Source organism: Pseudooctadecabacter jejudonensis (assembly GCF_900172275.1).
Lineage (GTDB): Bacteria > Pseudomonadota > Alphaproteobacteria > Rhodobacterales > Rhodobacteraceae > Octadecabacter > Octadecabacter jejudonensis.
This window is the reverse complement of the sequence record NZ_FWFT01000001.1, coordinates 818,373-834,619: the sequence shown is the minus strand read 5'-3', so window position 1 is coordinate 834,619 and position 16,247 is coordinate 818,373. Positions and strand designations below refer to the sequence as shown.

Genomic DNA, 16,247 nt, shown 5'->3' with positions numbered 1-16,247 from the left:
TCAGCTGTCGGATGAGACACGCAGTCGGGCGGCATGGCTGTCTTGATCCGACACGCCCAACATCGGGGCGACCATCCGCAGCAGGGCGTCTTCGGCCTTGTCGCGTTTGCCATCGGCCAAAACCACCGACCACAGCCCCTCAATGACGCCGATGCGGTCCTCAAAAGGGACTGCATCCTTGATGGCACGGGTGAAACGGACGGTGTCCGGCGCCTCTTGCTCGGCGGTTTCGCATTCGGCCCGCAGGGACGCTGCCTCCGCCTCTGACAGGCCATACCGCGTGGCCAGCACCGCATCGATCTGGGCCACTTCGTCGGCATCGTAATTCCCATCCGACCTGGCAAGACGCACAAGTAAGGCACCCAGTGCCACGCGCGCATCGGAGGGGGACAGGGGGGCGGGGTCGGGCGCGGTCAACCGCTTGAACAGATCAGCAAACATGGTGGAGATATAGGCAGGCGCGCGCCAAAGGCCAACCCATCAGTCCCGCAGGGCCGCCGCAGCCTCGGGGGCCATGCCGAACGTCTGCGTGGCGATGGCCACGACTTGCTGTTCGCGTTCATGGCGCTGCCCATCGGCGTCTGCGACCTTCCAAAGCGCGCGCACAAACATATCCCGTTCGCCGGTTGAAATGGCTGTCGTCAGGACATCAGCCAACTCATGGGTGTCGGGCATCGCCCCCTCAAGCTTTTCGCACTCGGCCCGCATTTTGGCCGCCTCGACCGCATTCAGGGCGTAAATATCCGCCAAAAGATGGTCGATTTCTTCAATCTCTTGAAACAGATAGGCCCCGTCGGCCTTGGCCACCCGCACCAAAAGCGCACCCAACGCATGGCGCGCATCCGCTTCGGGCATGGGGGTGATTTCGGTGGCAGCGGCCCGAAGACGCGCAATTATTCGATCAAACATGCCCGCAAGAATAGGCGCATGACAGGGCCGCGCAAGCCTCAAAATCCATCATCACAATGTGGCAAATTTCGCCCCAAGATCATCCAGCATCTCGGACAGCCCCCAAGGCGGGTTCACAACATACAGCCCCGATCCAACCATCCGATGTCCAGGGCGCGCCGGTGCAAACCCCACTTCATGGCGCAGGGCGTCCGGAAAGGCATGCCCCAAAGCGCCCAGCATCTCAGAATGACGGTGATCCGTCAGAACAGGATACCACAAAAGCAAAACCCCGACAGGCCACGCCTTGGCCAGCTTCGCCAAATGACGCGGCACCACTGCATAGTCGTCTTTCACTTCATAAGAAGGATCAACCACCATCAGCCCCCGCCGTGGTGTCGGCGGGCAAACAGAGTAGGCCATCTCGAACCCGTCTTTGCGGTGAATATGCGCTGCAGGCACAGCCGCGCGCAGGGCGGTGTTCTCTTGGGGGTGAAGTTCCGCAATGTGCAGCACATCGTCCCCGCGCAACAAGCGTGATGCAATCCACGGGCTGCCCGGATAGGCCTCCGCTCCATTCTCAGCGCGACAGTCCGCCACAACATCACCATAAGGCGTGCCCTGCACCCAAGCGCCCACAGCCTCAATGCCTGCCGCAGCCTCACCCGTCTTCACCGCCTGCGCGCTCGACAGGTCATAAAGCCCGCGCCCCCCGTGGGTCTCAACATAACTCAGCGGTTTGTCCTTGCGGGTCATATAAGACAGGATCCACGCAAGGGCTGCATGCTTATGCACATCCGCCAGATTGCCCGCATGAAATCCGTGTTGATAGGACAGCACAGCAGCGTTCCCTTCTTCTTTGGGTCAAAAATACCTCGGGGGGGCCCGAAGGGCGGGGGCAGCGCCCCCTTTTGCGCCCCGTCAGGGGCGCGGGTCGGACGGGCCTTGCCCGTTCGAAACGGCCTACTGAAAAAACAGATGCTTTAAAAGGGACGTTGAAAAGGCGGGGTCATCTCTCGTGTGTGCAGCCTTGTCTCCAGCCCATAGTAACCCGGATCCCCTGCCAAATGGCGGAAATTCCGCGCCATGTTTCCCATGATGCCGTCCAACGCGTAGTCACGAACCCAATGGCTTGCGTTGTTGGCGCGGTTGAAGGTCCAGGCGTAGGTGGACATCTGGTCGTCGCCACCTGCCGCCCCGATCCTTTGGGCCTCTTGCAGGTCGCGCTTGGCCTGACGGCTGTGGGATGTGGCCGAAATCCCAGCGGAATACATGAAATTGCGAAGCGGCACCGCGCGGCTCCGGTCCCGCCACCGCAGGGCAGAGCGCGGGGACATCCGGTCTGTTCTGCTGTAGGACACGGCATCCAGGTTCACCCCCTCATGATCTGATAGCCCCTCAATCGCCATCGCATCATCAAAGATGCGTCGATAAGGACGGCTCACCGTATACAGCGCAAAGAGCCCGCGATCGGGGCGCGGATTGGGCCCGTTGATCGGGGTGAGAACATGATCGGTCACGATCTGGCGGATTTCGTTAATATGGCGCGCTTCAATCTTGGCGTTCTGATTGTATTTCAGATCAAGAATCAACAGGCTGACGTTTGAGTTCGCAGGACGAGAAATCGCACGGGCAACGGCATCCAGATGCGGTTCCAGATTGGCGGAATTCCAGTCAATGATCTCGGACCCATGCCATGCTTTGTACCTGTCGGCCTTTCGCGTGATGTCAATCTCAAGCGCATTGGCCCCCGCCTGTAAGGCGCGGCGCAGCTTGGTGGCATCGTTCACTCGATGGGCGATGACATAGAACCCCATGGGCTGACCTCCGTCTAGGTCAGCAAAGGGTGCCGTGTGCGGGGCCGTCAAACCAGTCGGGTATTCCCCACTGGCCGGACGTTGCCTTAGGTCAAACCAAACGTGACGTGTCGACGGCAGCGCGCACGAAATCCGCAAACAACGGGTGGGGCGCGAAAGGTTTGGATTTCAATTCGGGATGGAATTGCACGCCGATGAACCACGGATGATCTTTCCATTCCACGATCTCGGGCAGGCGGCCATCCGGCGACATGCCTGAGAAACACAGCCCCGCTGTCTCAAGCTTTTCGCGGTACTTCACGTCGACCTCATAGCGGTGGCGATGCCGTTCTTCGATGGCGGTGTCGCCATAAACCTCAGCCACGCGGGTGCCCTTGGTCAGCGTCGCGTCATAGGCGCCCAACCGCATGGTGCCGCCCTTGTCGTCGTCCGCTTTGCGCTGCACCTTGGCGTTGCCCTGCACCCATTCCTTCAGGTGATAGACAACCGGTTCAAATCGTTTCTGCCCCGCCTCATGGTCGAATTCCTCCGATCCCGCAGCCCCAATGCCCGCCACGTTGCGCGCGGCCTCAATCACGGCCATTTGCATGCCCAGACAGATGCCCAAATAGGGGATTTTGCGGGTGCGGGCGAATTCGGCCGCCTTGATTTTACCTTCGGTGCCGCGTTCACCAAAACCACCCGGCACGAGGATCGCGTGATAGCCTTCAAGATGCGGGGCGGCGTCTTCGCGGTCGAAGACTTCAGCATCGACCCAAGACACATTGACCTTCACACGGTTGGCCATGCCGCCATGGGTCAGGGCCTCCTTGATCGACTTATAGGCATCCTCAAGCTGGGTGTATTTGCCCACGATGGCCACGTTCACCTCACCATCGGTGTTGTGGATGCGGTCTTTGACGTCATGCCAGACGGACAGATTGGGGGCCGGTGCGGGCGTGATGTTGAAGGCATCCAGCACCGCCTGATCCAGCCCCTGTTCGTGGTAGGCCAGCGGGGCCTCATAGATAGATTTCAGATCATAGGCTGCAACAACGGCTTCCTTGCGAACGTTACAGAACAGCGCGATCTTCTCGCGTTCCTTTTCGGGGATGGGCTGTTCAGACCGGCAGACAAGAATGTCAGGCGCAATCCCGATGGACTGCAATTCCTTGACCGAGTGTTGGGTAGGCTTGGTTTTCAACTCACCGGAGGCCGCCAGATAAGGCAGCAACGTCAGATGCATGAAAATGCATTCGCCGCGGGGTTTGTCATGGCTGAACTGGCGGATCGCCTCAAAGAACGGCAGGCCTTCGATATCGCCGACGGTGCCGCCGATTTCGCACAGCATGAAATCAACCTCGTCTTCCCCGATTGAGATGAAGTCTTTGATTTCGTTGGTCACATGGGGGACCACCTGAATGGTTTTGCCCAGATAATCGCCGCGCCGTTCTTTCTCCAACACGTTGGAATAGATCCGGCCCGATGACACGCTGTCCGTCATGCGCGCGGGCACGCCTGTGAACCGTTCGTAGTGCCCCAGATCAAGGTCTGTTTCGGCGCCGTCGTCCGTTACGAACACTTCGCCATGTTCAAACGGCGACATCGTGCCCGGATCAACGTTGAGGTAGGGATCCAATTTGCGCAGGCGCACCGAAAAGCCGCGGGCCTGCAACAGCGATCCCAGCGCCGCCGACGCAAGGCCTTTGCCCAAAGAGGACACCACACCGCCGGTGATAAAAACAAAACGCGCCATGGATGAAGGCCCCCCGTGATCCGGCCCTTGCCGGAGAAATTTCATTGAACTGCATCCTTCAGCCGCCTACTGGCGCCCGCCGGATTGCATGTATCACGGGATTTAAGTCTATCCGGATTCGCCGTCCCGTGGCAACCAATCCATGACCAAACAGGCGGCCAAAACCGCAATATCGTGACGTCGTGGGCCATAGGCCCACAACAGATCGTAGGATTACGCCAGTTTAGTTGGCGTCAGGAACCAGGGGTTCGTCCGTCGGAGTGGTCACAGAAGGGGGCAGCAGGCTGTCGCCTGCGCTGGGTGCCGGTGCGCCCTCAGCCGGAGGGGGCAGCAGGCTGTCGCCGTCCACCACAGACGCGTCGCTGGCCTGGCTGGCCGACAAAATGGTCAGCGCAACGGAGGTGCAAATGAACGCGATGGCCAACAGCCATGTGACTTTGCCCAAAGCCGTCGCAGCAGCACGGCCTGTCATGGCACCGCCACCGCCCCCGCCGCCACCAATGCCAAGACCGCCGCCCTCAGACCGCTGCAACAAAACCACGCCAATCAGCGCGAGAGCGAGGAGCAAGTGAACAACAAGAACGACGTTTTCCATGGGACAGGCCTTTGGCGATGGGACAGGCGGTATCTAGAAGCGAATGCAAAGGCCCGCAACCCCCTGTCGGGCGTTTCGCACGATGACTTTGATCGGTGTGCAGAGGATCGGACGGTTTCTAGAACCTTCGGCGCGGCATCCGCAGACCTTCGGGCAGTCCAGCAGCAGGGCCCGCGTGATATCGGGGCAGGGGTTTGATGGGCAAAAGCACGACGCCCATGGTCACACAAATCCACAACAGGTTCACGACCGGCACCAAATCACTGCCGGGGGCCATGATGTCGACACACCATCTGGCAATGACGAAGGGGACAAGGCAGACCAGCCCCCGTTTGAACATGATCCAACGTGTGTTCTGGCGCATCCGTTCACGACGCACGCCCGGCCGATCGGCGTGCACTGCGTCTTGGTGTTTGGCTTCGGTGCGGCTGACACCTGTGCGGCGGATGATATGGGCAAAGGCAAACCACAGGCTTGCCGCGCTGAAGGCGGGGGGGATCATGGCGATGGCCCACCCCTCCTGCATCAATGCAAAGAACCCAAGGCCCAAAACAACACTGATCCCAAGGGCAATCTTGGCCCCGAATATCAGACGGGCGATTTCAATTTCCGCGTAAGTCGGGCCGGTCGGTGCCCCATGGGCGGGAAGACCTGACAGATGCCATTCATAAAGCTGACGCGCCGCAAGGCCTGCGCCCGCGCCCAGACAGGAGAGGTATAGGGGCAACAAAAGGATCATGTAGATCAACATCGCGCCCCCGGCCACGGCAGAGGCGATCATGCCCACGTAGCACAACACATGCGCCAAAAGGAGCCCGCCCGACCACATGAAATCAGGTTCATTTATCCGCGGTTCTGAGTGTGAGTTCGCCATAGCGGTGCGCCATTGTTTTTTGTCGTTCGATCAGTTTGGCAAAGCAATATGGCGAAATTCAGGATAATTATGGGCTGACTATTCGTCCACGTCATCCATATCTGCCTGACCGGACAGGCGCCGGCGCACATGCGACCAGCTGAGGCCCACGCCCAACACCAACGACAACGTCACAAGGGCGATCCAGGTGTTTACGGTCGGATTTTCAAAGTTGATCCAGCCCAGATCAAACGCCACCCAAAGGCCAGCGCCCACCAAGGCCAGCACCAGGATCATGCCCAGCGGCCCGATGGACCGCAGGGTGGCGCGCAGGTAAATGATGTATCCGATCACCAACAGCAGCCCGCCCAAGACGGCGATGGACAAGGTCTCTGTCCCGTTTTGCTGCACCCAACGGATGAAGTTGTAGGGCGTGGGGTTGTAGGTCGCCGCCAGCAAAACAAACGCAAAGAGCCACCGCAGAAGAAAACCGGTCATATCGAAGCCCCATCCAAGCTGGTTGTGTCAAATCAGGGGCCAAGATGGCTGCGCGCGCGCGGGCTGTCCAGATGCGGGTTTCTATGGGGGCTCAAATGCGTGCTTTCACCCCAGCGCGCAATGCCCTATGAGGAGCGCGGATTTCTGCAAGCAAGGGGCCTGATCTGATGGCAAACGTAGTGGTTGTCGGCGCTCAATGGGGCGACGAAGGCAAAGGCAAGATCGTGGACTGGCTGTCGGAACGCGCCGATGTGATCGCGCGGTTTCAGGGCGGGCACAACGCGGGCCATACGTTGGTGATTGATGGGACCGTCTACAAATTGCATGCCTTGCCCTCCGGCGTGGTGCGCGGCGGCAAGCTGAGCGTCATTGGCAACGGCGTGGTGCTGGACCCTTGGCACCTGCTGAATGAGATTGAAACGATCGAGGCACAAGGCGTTGAAATCACGCCCGAAACACTGATGGTTGCGGAAAACACGCCGCTGATCCTGCCGTTCCATGGGGAGTTGGACCGCGCACGTGAAGAAGCGGCGAGCAAAGGGACCAAGATCGGCACAACCGGTCGCGGCATCGGGCCATGCTATGAAGACAAAGTGGGCCGTCGCGCCGTGCGCGTCGCAGATCTTGCCGACCCTGCCACGTTGGAGGCCCGTGTGGACCGTGCGTTGCAGCACCATGATCCATTGCGCAAGGGGCTTGGGATTGACCCCATCGACCGCGACGCGCTGATCGCTCAACTCCAAGAGATCGCACCGAAGATTTTGCCCTATGCCGCCCCAGTGTGGAAAGTGCTGGCCGAAAAGCGCAAAGCGGGCAAACGTATTCTCTTCGAAGGCGCACAAGGTGCGCTGTTGGATATTGATTTTGGGACCTATCCTTTCGTGACGTCGTCCAACGTGATTGCAGGACAGGCCGCCACTGGCGTGGGCCTTGGCCCGACGGCGATTGATTATGTCTTGGGCATTGTGAAGGCCTATACCACCCGCGTGGGCGAGGGCCCGTTTCCGACCGAGTTGGAAGATGCCGACGGTCAGCGGTTGGGGGAGCGTGGCCACGAATTTGGCACCACAACAGGGCGCAAACGTCGCTGCGGTTGGTTTGATGCCGCACTGTTGCGACAGACCTGTGCCACATCGGGTATCACGGGCATTTGCCTGACCAAACTGGACGTGTTGGACGGGTTCGAGACATTGAAGATCTGTGTGGGCTATGACCTTGATGGGGAGCGGTTGGATTATCTGCCCACCGCTGCCGAGGATCAGGCGCGCTGCGTTCCGGTCTACGAAGAGATGCCGGGTTGGTCTGAAAGCACAGAAGGTGCGCGGTCGTGGGCGGATTTGCCGGCAGCGGCGATCAAATATGTGCGCCGTGTGGAAGAATTGATTGATTGCCCTGTCGCCCTAGTTTCCACCTCACCGGAACGCGAGGACACGATCCTTGTGACGGACCCTTTCGCTGACTGAGGGATTGCAGGCGATGACATTGAAGGCACGCAAAAGATGGGCGTTGGTGATCCTGTTGGTCGGGTTGCCGGTTTACGTGGTGCTGACGGTGTCGATCCTCAATTGGCTGTATCCTGACCCGCTGAACCGTCCGCCCCTTTGGGTCGAATTGGGGATTTACGTGGGCTTGGGTATTTTGTGGGCCATGCCGTTCAAATTCATTTTCAAAGGCGTTGGGCAAGGCGACCCAGACGCGCAAGAGTGATCCAGTAGAGCCGCTGCGCGGCCCGTTATTTACGGGCGCTTGGGGCCGGTGTGAGCCCTGATCCCTAAGGTGAGCATTGCGGTTTGACTGTGGATCTTCAGGTATTTTTGACCCAAAGAAGCCAAGGTCACGAAGTGCAAAAACGGCGCGCGGGTGGGGACCTGCGCGCCGTTTTTGGATTTTGAGTGGGGCCTAGCTGGCCTGACGTTCGGGGTTGAACCGGCTGTCATCGGCCACTTGGAACCGCCCGTTGCGGATTTTGGTGAACCGGCCGGCGCGCAGCAGGTCTGCAAAGCTGCGTAGCCCGTCTTCTCGGTTGAAATCCTGATCAGACACCGCGCGGACGCGCCGGATGATTTGAGGCCGAGAGAATTCGCCTGCGCCTTCGACGAAGGAGGTGTAGGCGGCTGCGGCTTCAAGCAGATCGGGCAGGTCGCGTGCGCCCATGTTTTCCGCAAATTCCGCGAAGGATTTGGCGGCGGCATCTTGGGCGGGGGCACCGGTGCGTGCGGCCACGCGACGAGGGGTCACGGGTGTGTCCGACGCTGGTGTGTCGCCCGCGGGCAGATCGACGCGTTGGGCTGCCACCAGTTTGAGCGGCGCGGGACGCGGGCGTTCGGTGCGTGCCGGGCCGCGCACGACAGGGCGGGGGCGGGGCGCACCTTCCGGGCGGACAACCTCGGAGAGGTCGTTGCGAAAGGCGTTTTCGACCTCTTGCGCGGAGGTATCATCGTCGCCCACCTGACGTGCGGCCTCTTTTGCGGCCACCGCGGCCTTGAGCTGCGCAATCGCGTCGCGGCGGCGGCTGCTTTCGGGGTCCTGCATTTTGACATCGGTTTCGGACATCAGCCGATCAATCGCCTGATCATCCACGTTTTCTTCGGACGCGATGAAGCCTTGTGCGACCTGATCTTCAGTGTCGGGCGCTGTGTTCGCTGGGGCCGGTGCATCCTCCACGGGTGCTGTATCCTCGGCTGTTGGGGCTGCCTCTGACGCGATTGATGTCAGGTCGGCGGCGAGATCTGCGTCGAAGTCATCGTCGTTGAAGTCGCTGTCTTCGAGGTATTCGTCCAGATCATCTGCCCCGTCGAGAAGGCCGAGGTTTGGGCCTGTGTCCGGCGTCGGGGCTTGCTCGGTTGGATCATCCGCTTGTGTTGTCGCATCTGATGACGCGGGCGCGTCGGTTTCAGAGTGCTGGGATTTTTCATAGTCGGCACGTTTCATGCGGACAACGCGGGCGCGCGGTTCGGTCGCGGCCGGCGCGTCCTGTGCGGCCTCGGCATCCGGTTCGGCATTGGGCTGGGCAGGTGGTTCAGCCGAGGCGTCGGGTTCTGCCGGGGCATTGGCATCGGCGTCGTCGTCCTGTGTTGTGGCGGCCTGACGGGCCAACAGGCGCGAAATCATATCCGGTGCGGCTGGCGTTTTGGTGGTGTCCACCTCTGCTTCGGATGTGTCCGCCTCGTCTGCCACGTCCGGGGTTGTGGCGGCGGGCAGGAAGTCTTCGGTCAGGTCGTTTGTGGGGTCACTGTCTGCCGGGCCCACGACGGCGCGGATGCGCTGCAGCTTGGCGGCGACACTGTCGTCGTCAGGATGCGCCGGGGCAGTGGAGGAGGCGACTTGAGTGTCTGCCGCGTCGAGGGGGGCGTTGTCGAGATCCGCCTCTGCGCCTTCCGCAGCACTTGGTGCGTTGTCAGCGTCGGGCATCGCAGGTTCCGCATTGTCCTCGGCCTGATCGTCTTGCGCTGCAAGTTCCACGGTGCTTGAGGGCGCGCTTGCGCTTTCTTCGGTGCTTTGTTCAGCCTCAGCCTCAGCCTCAGCCTCAGCCTCAGCCTCAGCCTCAGCCTCAGCCTCAGCCCGGGCCTTTTCCTCGGCCTCGGCAGCCAGTTTGGCACGGTGTGCGTCTTCGCGGGCGGCCTTGCGGGCGGCGCGGGCCTCTGCCTCGGCGGCGAGGCGATCATTCTCTGCCTTTGCTTGAGCGTCGGCTTCGGCGGCGGCCTCAGTCGCGGCCTTATTCTCAGTCTCGGCGTCAGCTGTGCCTTCGTCCCCTGTCCGCGTATCCGAAGCGAGCATGGCCGGACGCAGCACGATTCCGTCGTCTTCCATGCGCGCGTCCACGCGGCGCGAAATCTCACGCTCGGCAATACGGGCGAGCATTTCGGCGTCCGGCGTCGGAGGCTCCGCACCGAAGTAGCGGTCATCAGCGGCCAAACCGCGGAAGTACTCAGCAATTGCCTTCATCGTGTTGAAGGAATCGTCGAATCCCTCCAGCGTGCAGGAAAACGTCCCGTAGGAGACGGTTAAAATCTTGCTTGTTCCAACCATAATAGCTCGCTTTCTACTCAAACCTTTGAGGTGTTGTTTACCATCAATTGGTTCGCAATCCGGAACAGACCTGCGTTATCTTGGGTATTATTTCGTGACCAAATTGGGGCACGTTTCCAAATTCAGGGGTAATCAAACGTGAAGCCACCGATTGTTTCAAGTACAGAACCGATCACACTGATCGGTGGTGCGAAAGTTGCCCATAGTGTTCTTACAGAAGCGTTAAGATACGCACCAAAAGTGGTTTGTGCCGATGGGGGCGCCGATACGGCGTTGTCCGCAGGGCTGACGGTTGAGGCTGTGATCGGCGACATGGACAGTGCAAGTGCCGCCGCAAAAACGGCGTATGGTGCGGTTCTGCATCCCATCGCAGAACAGAACAGCACAGATTTTGACAAGTGCCTGCGCAACATCGAAGCGCCTGCAATCCTTGGCGTGGGGTTTTTGGGCGACCGTGTGGATCACACCTTGGCTGTGTTGCATGTGCTGCAAAAGTATCGTCGCCCGATTGTGCTGCTGGGGGCGGATGATCTGGTCTTTATGGTGCCGGATCAGGTGCGGTTTGACGCCGTCCTGGGCCAACGCGTGTCATTGATGCCTGTCACCGACAGCATCGTCACCTCTCGTGGGTTGAAATGGGAGGTCACGGACGCGCCTATGTCCATGCGCGATTTCATCGGGTCCTCGAATGAAGCAACGGCGCAGGTGGTGGAGGTTCGCGCGACGCCCGGCATGGCGGTGATTATGCCGCCGGAGGCGTTGGGGTCGGTTTGGGCCGAGTTGACAGGCGGCGTTCCCGCACGATGATGTAAAGCCCTGCGGCAATTGTGATGCAGATGCCAAGCGCCGCAAGCCCGTTGGGCAGATCGCGAAACACCAGATAGCCGATGATCGTGCCGATGGGAATTTCGAGGTATTGCATGGGGGCGAGGGTGGCCGAGGGGGCGAATCGCAGGCTCCACGTCATCAGCAGATGGGCGAGGGTGCCCAGCGTGCCCAGCCACGCCAACAGGATCCAATCGCCGCCGGAGACGGGAGAGACGGCAAGGATGGGAACCTGTGGGAACAGAAGCAGTGCTGCGCCCACGAGGGGCACGGCCATCAGGCCCGACAACGCCTGTAGGCCAATGGGGTCCACGTCCTTGGCGATCTGACGGGTGACCAACATGAACAAGGCAAAGACAACGGCCACGCCCATGGGCAGAAGGGCGGGCCAGCCGACGGTGGCAAAGTTGGGTTGCACGACCAGAAGGGTGCCGATGAAGCCCACGGCGCAGGCGGCCAGCCGTTGGGGGCCCACTTCCTCATCCAGAAAGACGCGGCCCAGAAGCAACATGAGAAAGGGCATCACGAAGGCAATGGCAATGGCATCGGCCAGCGGCAGATATTGCAGGGCCGAAAACATCAGGCCGATGCCGCAGATGTGCAGCGCCGTGCGCAGGGCGGTCAGGCGGATCAGGCGCGCGCCTTTGGGCAACGGGTAGCCCACAAACCACACCAGCGGCAGCAACAGCAGGGCCTGCACGCTAAACCGGATGAAGACCAAGAAGCCCACCGACATCTCATCCCCGAGAACCTTGGCGGTGGCGTCGCCCAAGGGGGCCAGCACGCAAAAGCCCAGCATCAGCAGGACGCCCAGAAATGGTCGATCAGTCATTGGGGCACGATAGGGGGCCGGGCTGCGAATGGCGAGGGGGACCGTCCGGTGAAATATCGGGGTGCTGTGAGGTGGACTATATTGGGCCGGGGGGCTGGGTGATGGCCGCAGCAGTCGCCCGTTCGCGGTGCACTACATAAAGGCCCGACACCATGATCACCACGATCCCCCACAGGGCAAGGCCGTTGGGGATGTCATCAAAGACCAGATACCCAAGGATCGCCGCCGTAATGATCTCAAGATAATGAAGCGGGGCGAGGGTGGCCGCGGGGGCCACCGACAGCGCATAGGTCATCATCATGTGGGCTACGGTCGCAAAGAAGCCCACACCAAAGAGCAGGGCCCAATCAATGCCTTGTGGCACAATCAGGTCCAGCGCGCCCCAGCCGCGCCCATAGGCCAGCACCATCAAGGGCACCAGCAGCAGACTGGCGGCCAGCCCGGTCTGGAACTGCATCTCAACCGGGTGCATTTGGTCGCGCAACGCGCGTGTCACCAGAACATAGGCCGCAAAGCTGACGGCCGTGCCCAACGGCAGCAGGGCCACCAGACCAAAGGCCACAAAGCTGGGTTGGATCACCAAAAGACAGCCCGTAAACCCCACACAGGCCGCCATAATCCGGCGCGGGCCGATCTGTTCACCAAACATCAGCTTTCCAAACAAAAGGATGATGAACGGCTCCACAAACACAATCGCCAGCGCATCGGCCAAGGGCATGAACCGCAAGGCGGCGATGATCAAATAGGTCGAGAGAATCAAGAACACCGCCCGCCAGAAGATAAGCGGCCACAAGCGTGACGACAGACGCAACCGCAACCTCATCATCAGACAGACCGGCAGCATCAATGCTGTTTGCACCAAAAAACGCGCGGCAGTGATCTGGCCCACGGGCACGTGGTCCGCGGCCAGTTTGGCGCAGACGTCCAGCAAGGGCGCCACCAGGCAAAAGCCCACGATCAGCGCCATGCCCAGCGGGATGCGGTCCGGTCGTACAGAGGTTTGTGCAGCTGTGGTCATAGTGTGTCTTGGCCGATTTTTCGTGCCTGTGTCTGCCCAAAACCGACCCTTCAGGTGACGCGATGGTGACAGGCTGTAACAAGATCGCCCCTTCGCGTGGGCCGCGGACGTGCTAGGTTTAACGTATAACCGCCAAGAAAGAGACCCGAGTGCCGGAACATGCCCTAATCCTAGAAGCTGCGCGCAAGATGCAGATTCGCGACGCCACCCAGGTGGATGCGGCCAAGGGTGTGCGCGTGACGGTGCGCGCTGTGGGCATAAGCGGCGCTGATGTGCACGCTTGGCGTGGCGATATATCAGACCAGAATTATCCAATGACGTTGGGCCATGAAATTTCCGGTGTGGATGACACCGGCGCGTGTGTCGCCGTAAACCCCCTGATCTATTGCGGGGAATGCGATGCCTGTGTCGTAGGGCAAACCAATATTTGTCAGAACCGTCAGGTTCTGGGCTCTGGCTCCGTGGCGGGCGGTCTTGCGGGCAGTGTGGATGTGCCGAGGCGCAATCTGATGCGGGTGCCCGACCATCTGGGGTTTGAGCAGGCCAGCCTGATCGATCCTCTCGCCCGCGGGTGGCATGTGGCGCGGCTCGCGCGACGGGCGTTTCCGAAAGGGCGCACGGCGCTTGTGATCGGGGGGGGCGCGCTTGGATTTGCGGCGGCCCTCAGCCTGCGAACCCAAGGCGTTGATAACACGCGGTTGGTTGAGGAAAACGCGATACGGGCGGACTATTTAAAGGGGAAGACGGATATGCCTGTCACAGCCCCGTCCGACCTTCCCGTGCAGGATGCGTATGACATCGTGATTGACGCTGTCGGGTCGGTGGCGTCGCGGGCGCTGGCCTCTCTTCGGGTGCGGGCAGGCGGCATCATTGGCCACATCGGGCTGGGGGACGTGACGGGCGGTTTTGACATGCGCCGCCTGACAATGAATGAGGTCACGATCATCGGCACCTACGCCTACAGCGCCCTGGATTTTGAACAAACCGCAGAGGCGGTGTTTGAAGGGCGGTTGGGCGCGCTGGATTGGTATGAGGCGCGGCCCGTGACCCACGCGGCAGCAGCCTTTGACGATTTGAATGCGGGGCGCGTGGCGTCCCCGCGCGTGGTGCTGACCCTTTAGTCGGCCAGCTCATCGGCCAGCGTTTTGGCAAAATAGACGCGGTCAAATCCGTTCTCGCTCCGGCGGTCGGTTTCGACGTATCCCAGACGGGGATAGAGGGCCCTCGGCCCTGTCATGTGAATGTTGGTATAGAGGATCACACGGGCGATGTCTTGCGCCCGGGCGGCGTCTTCGCAGACGGCGATCAGGCGCGGGCCGATGCCCTGACCAGGGGTCGTGACGGCCACATTTTCCAACAGCATATCAGGGCCTTGCGGGTAGAAAATGATGTAGCCTGCAAAGGTGCCGTCGATGTGTGCGACGTGAACGGATTTCGTGGCAATGTCGCCTTCAAAGTCCGCGTCCATCGGTGGGATATGAGGGCCGATTTGCGGGATGTACTGGGCGTAGGCGTCACGGGCGCAGGCCCGTATCGCGGGGGCGTCTGCGGCGCAGGCGGGCCGGACGGTCAGCAATTGGGGACATTCACGGCAAGGCCGCCCAGTGCCGTTTCCTTGTATTTCTCGGACATATCGGCCCCCGTCTGGCGCATGGTTTCAATGGCGGCGTCCAGCGGCACCAGATGTGTGCCATCGCCCCGCATGGACAGGGACGCGGCCGACACAGCCTTGATCGCGCCAAGGCCGTTGCGTTCGATACAGGGCACCTGCACCAGCCCGCGCACGGGATCACAGGTCATGCCGAGGTGATGTTCCAGGGCGATTTCAGCCGCGTTTTCAATCTGTTCCGGTGTGCCGCCCATCACGGCGCACAGGCCAGCGGCAGCCATGGCGGCGGCACTGCCGACCTCGGCCTGACACCCTGCCTCCGCCCCCGAGATGGAGGCGTTGAATTTGACCAGACCGCCTATTGCCGCTGCCGTCAGAAGGAAATCCGGCACTTTGGACACGGATGCCCCCGGCACATGATCGAGGTAGTAGCGGATCGTGGCGGGCACCACGCCTGCCGCGCCATTGGTGGGCGCGGTGACGACCTGACCCCCGGCGGCGTTTTCTTCGTTCACGGCCATGGCGTAGGTCGACATCCAGTCGTTGATGGTGTGCGGCGCATTCAGGTTCACGCCGGCCTCTGCCTTGAGGGCGTCGTGGATGCCCTTTGCGCGCCGTTTCACGTTGAGCCCGCCGGGCAGGATGCCATTGGTCGCAAGCCCGCGATCGATGCAGTCATTCATCACCTGCCACAGCCGATTTAGGCCGTGATTGAGGTCGGCGCTGGAACGCCGGCTGAGTTCATTTTGACGTTTCATCTGTGCGATGCTGAGACCGTTTTTTGACGCCATTTCAAGCATTTCTGCGGCAGACTTGAACGGGTATGGAACGGGTGGGCCGTCGTCTTTGTCGGCCCCGGCGGCGACCTCGTCCTCGGTGAGGACGAACCCGCCTCCGATGGAGTAATACGTCACCTGTGTGACCACGTCTCCCTGGGCGTCGGTGCCCATCAGGATCATGCCATTGGCATGGCCGGGCAAGGCGGGGCCGTAGTCGAATTCGAGGTGTTCTTTTGGTTTGAAAACAAGCGGTTGGAACCCGTCGGGCTGCACTGTGCCTTCGGCCATGATGCGGGCCAATTCGGCGTCCGCTTTGTCTGCGTCGTAATCCTCTGCGCGAAACCCTGCGAGGCCCAAGATCGTCGCGCGGTCGGTGGCGTGGCCCACGCCGGTAAAGGCCAAAGACCCATGAAGAGAAGCGCGCAAGCCCCTGATTTCAAAGGGTTGTTGACGCAGATGATCCAGAAACCGGCCGGCCGCAACCATCGGCCCGATGGTATGGGACGAGGACGGGCCGATGCCCACTTTGAACATATCAAAGACGGAGAGAAACACGTGCCGCGGCCTTTCTGATTGATTGGGGGCATCATGGCGCAGCTGGGTGAAACGGCCCACCTCAAAACGACACTCAAGGGGCGGTTTGCGCAAAAGGTTAATCGCAGTTTTGGGGCTAAATCGGGCGTATGGTTTGCGTATGGCACGCGTATGGCTGGCGTATGGCAGCGCAGCCATCCTGGGGCCGTTGGGAGACTTGTTAACGGGTGTGCTG

The 16,247-nt window shown here is 60.8% G+C and carries 17 protein-coding genes; 4 read left to right on the top strand and 13 right to left on the bottom strand.

Features of this window, described 5'->3' with window-relative positions; genetic code table 11:
* From PSJ8397_RS03960 to PSJ8397_RS03925, 8 genes are all read right to left on the bottom strand, one after another.
* The gene (locus tag PSJ8397_RS03960) at positions 1-441 is read right to left on the bottom strand and encodes a tellurite resistance TerB family protein (protein WP_085863227.1); all 441 of its coding nucleotides are present in this window, start codon (positions 439-441) and stop codon (positions 1-3) included.
* A 39-nt stretch (positions 442-480) separates the two neighbouring features.
* Positions 481-909, bottom strand: coding sequence for a tellurite resistance TerB family protein (locus PSJ8397_RS03955; RefSeq protein WP_085863226.1), 429 nt, complete (start codon positions 907-909; stop codon positions 481-483).
* Between the two features lie 51 nt (positions 910-960).
* On the bottom strand, positions 961-1,728 hold the full coding sequence (gene rlmJ / locus PSJ8397_RS03950) for a 23S rRNA (adenine(2030)-N(6))-methyltransferase RlmJ (RefSeq protein WP_085863225.1): 768 nt from the start codon (positions 1,726-1,728) through the stop codon (positions 961-963).
* Between the two features lie 143 nt (positions 1,729-1,871).
* Complete coding sequence (locus PSJ8397_RS03945; protein WP_085863224.1) at positions 1,872-2,705, bottom strand: PI-PLC domain-containing protein; 834 nt, start codon at positions 2,703-2,705, stop codon at positions 1,872-1,874.
* Positions 2,706-2,796: 91 nt separating this feature from the next.
* On the bottom strand, positions 2,797-4,440 hold the full coding sequence (locus PSJ8397_RS03940; protein ID WP_085863491.1) for a CTP synthase: 1,644 nt from the start codon (positions 4,438-4,440) through the stop codon (positions 2,797-2,799).
* A 223-nt stretch (positions 4,441-4,663) separates the two neighbouring features.
* A complete protein-coding gene (gene secG / locus PSJ8397_RS03935) occupies positions 4,664-5,035 on the bottom strand; it encodes a preprotein translocase subunit SecG (RefSeq protein WP_085863223.1) in 372 nt (123 codons plus the stop codon).
* A 118-nt stretch (positions 5,036-5,153) separates the two neighbouring features.
* The gene (locus PSJ8397_RS03930; protein ID WP_143515333.1) at positions 5,154-5,909 is read right to left on the bottom strand and encodes a hypothetical protein; all 756 of its coding nucleotides are present in this window, start codon (positions 5,907-5,909) and stop codon (positions 5,154-5,156) included.
* Between the two features lie 78 nt (positions 5,910-5,987).
* Positions 5,988-6,386, bottom strand: a complete 399-nt coding sequence (locus tag PSJ8397_RS03925) for a DUF6524 family protein (protein WP_085863221.1) — start codon at positions 6,384-6,386, stop codon at positions 5,988-5,990.
* 167 nt (positions 6,387-6,553) lie between these two features.
* Here PSJ8397_RS03925 and PSJ8397_RS03920 point away from each other — a divergent pair, with 167 nt between their 5' ends.
* Together PSJ8397_RS03920 and PSJ8397_RS03915 are read left to right on the top strand one after the other, a co-directional pair.
* Complete coding sequence (locus PSJ8397_RS03920) at positions 6,554-7,849, top strand: adenylosuccinate synthase (RefSeq protein ID WP_085863220.1); 1,296 nt, start codon at positions 6,554-6,556, stop codon at positions 7,847-7,849.
* 13 nt (positions 7,850-7,862) lie between these two features.
* On the top strand, positions 7,863-8,093 hold the full coding sequence (locus PSJ8397_RS03915) for a DUF2842 domain-containing protein (protein ID WP_085863219.1): 231 nt from the start codon (positions 7,863-7,865) through the stop codon (positions 8,091-8,093).
* Between the two features lie 192 nt (positions 8,094-8,285).
* Here PSJ8397_RS03915 and PSJ8397_RS03910 read toward each other — a convergent pair whose 3' ends face one another.
* Complete coding sequence (locus PSJ8397_RS03910) at positions 8,286-10,415, bottom strand: hypothetical protein (protein ID WP_143515332.1); 2,130 nt, start codon at positions 10,413-10,415, stop codon at positions 8,286-8,288.
* Positions 10,416-10,553: 138 nt separating this feature from the next.
* On the opposite strand from PSJ8397_RS03910, the gene PSJ8397_RS03900 reads away from it, so the two are divergent.
* Complete coding sequence (locus PSJ8397_RS03900; RefSeq protein ID WP_085863216.1) at positions 10,554-11,222, top strand: thiamine diphosphokinase; 669 nt, start codon at positions 10,554-10,556, stop codon at positions 11,220-11,222.
* Here the strand turns inward: PSJ8397_RS03900 and PSJ8397_RS03895 are convergent.
* Positions 11,158-12,072, bottom strand: coding sequence for a DMT family transporter (locus tag PSJ8397_RS03895; RefSeq protein ID WP_085863215.1), 915 nt, complete (start codon positions 12,070-12,072; stop codon positions 11,158-11,160). The genes PSJ8397_RS03900 and PSJ8397_RS03895 overlap by 65 nt on opposite strands.
* Positions 12,073-12,148: 76 nt before the next feature.
* The gene (locus tag PSJ8397_RS03890; protein ID WP_085863214.1) at positions 12,149-13,090 is read right to left on the bottom strand and encodes a DMT family transporter; all 942 of its coding nucleotides are present in this window, start codon (positions 13,088-13,090) and stop codon (positions 12,149-12,151) included.
* Positions 13,091-13,278: 188 nt separating this feature from the next.
* On the opposite strand from PSJ8397_RS03890, the gene PSJ8397_RS03885 reads away from it, so the two are divergent.
* Positions 13,279-14,211 carry an alcohol dehydrogenase catalytic domain-containing protein gene (locus tag PSJ8397_RS03885; protein WP_085863213.1) on the top strand — a complete coding sequence of 311 codons (933 nt, stop codon included), beginning with the start codon at positions 13,279-13,281 and terminating at the stop codon, positions 14,209-14,211.
* Here the strand turns inward: PSJ8397_RS03885 and PSJ8397_RS03880 are convergent.
* The gene (locus PSJ8397_RS03880) at positions 14,208-14,666 is read right to left on the bottom strand and encodes a GNAT family N-acetyltransferase (protein ID WP_235000563.1); all 459 of its coding nucleotides are present in this window, start codon (positions 14,664-14,666) and stop codon (positions 14,208-14,210) included. The two genes, PSJ8397_RS03885 and PSJ8397_RS03880, sit on opposite strands and share 4 nt — an antisense overlap.
* The gene (locus tag PSJ8397_RS03875; protein WP_085863489.1) at positions 14,660-16,033 is read right to left on the bottom strand and encodes an L-serine ammonia-lyase; all 1,374 of its coding nucleotides are present in this window, start codon (positions 16,031-16,033) and stop codon (positions 14,660-14,662) included. Before PSJ8397_RS03875 ends, PSJ8397_RS03880 begins: the two co-directional genes overlap by 7 nt.
* Positions 16,034-16,247 lie beyond the last annotated feature (214 nt).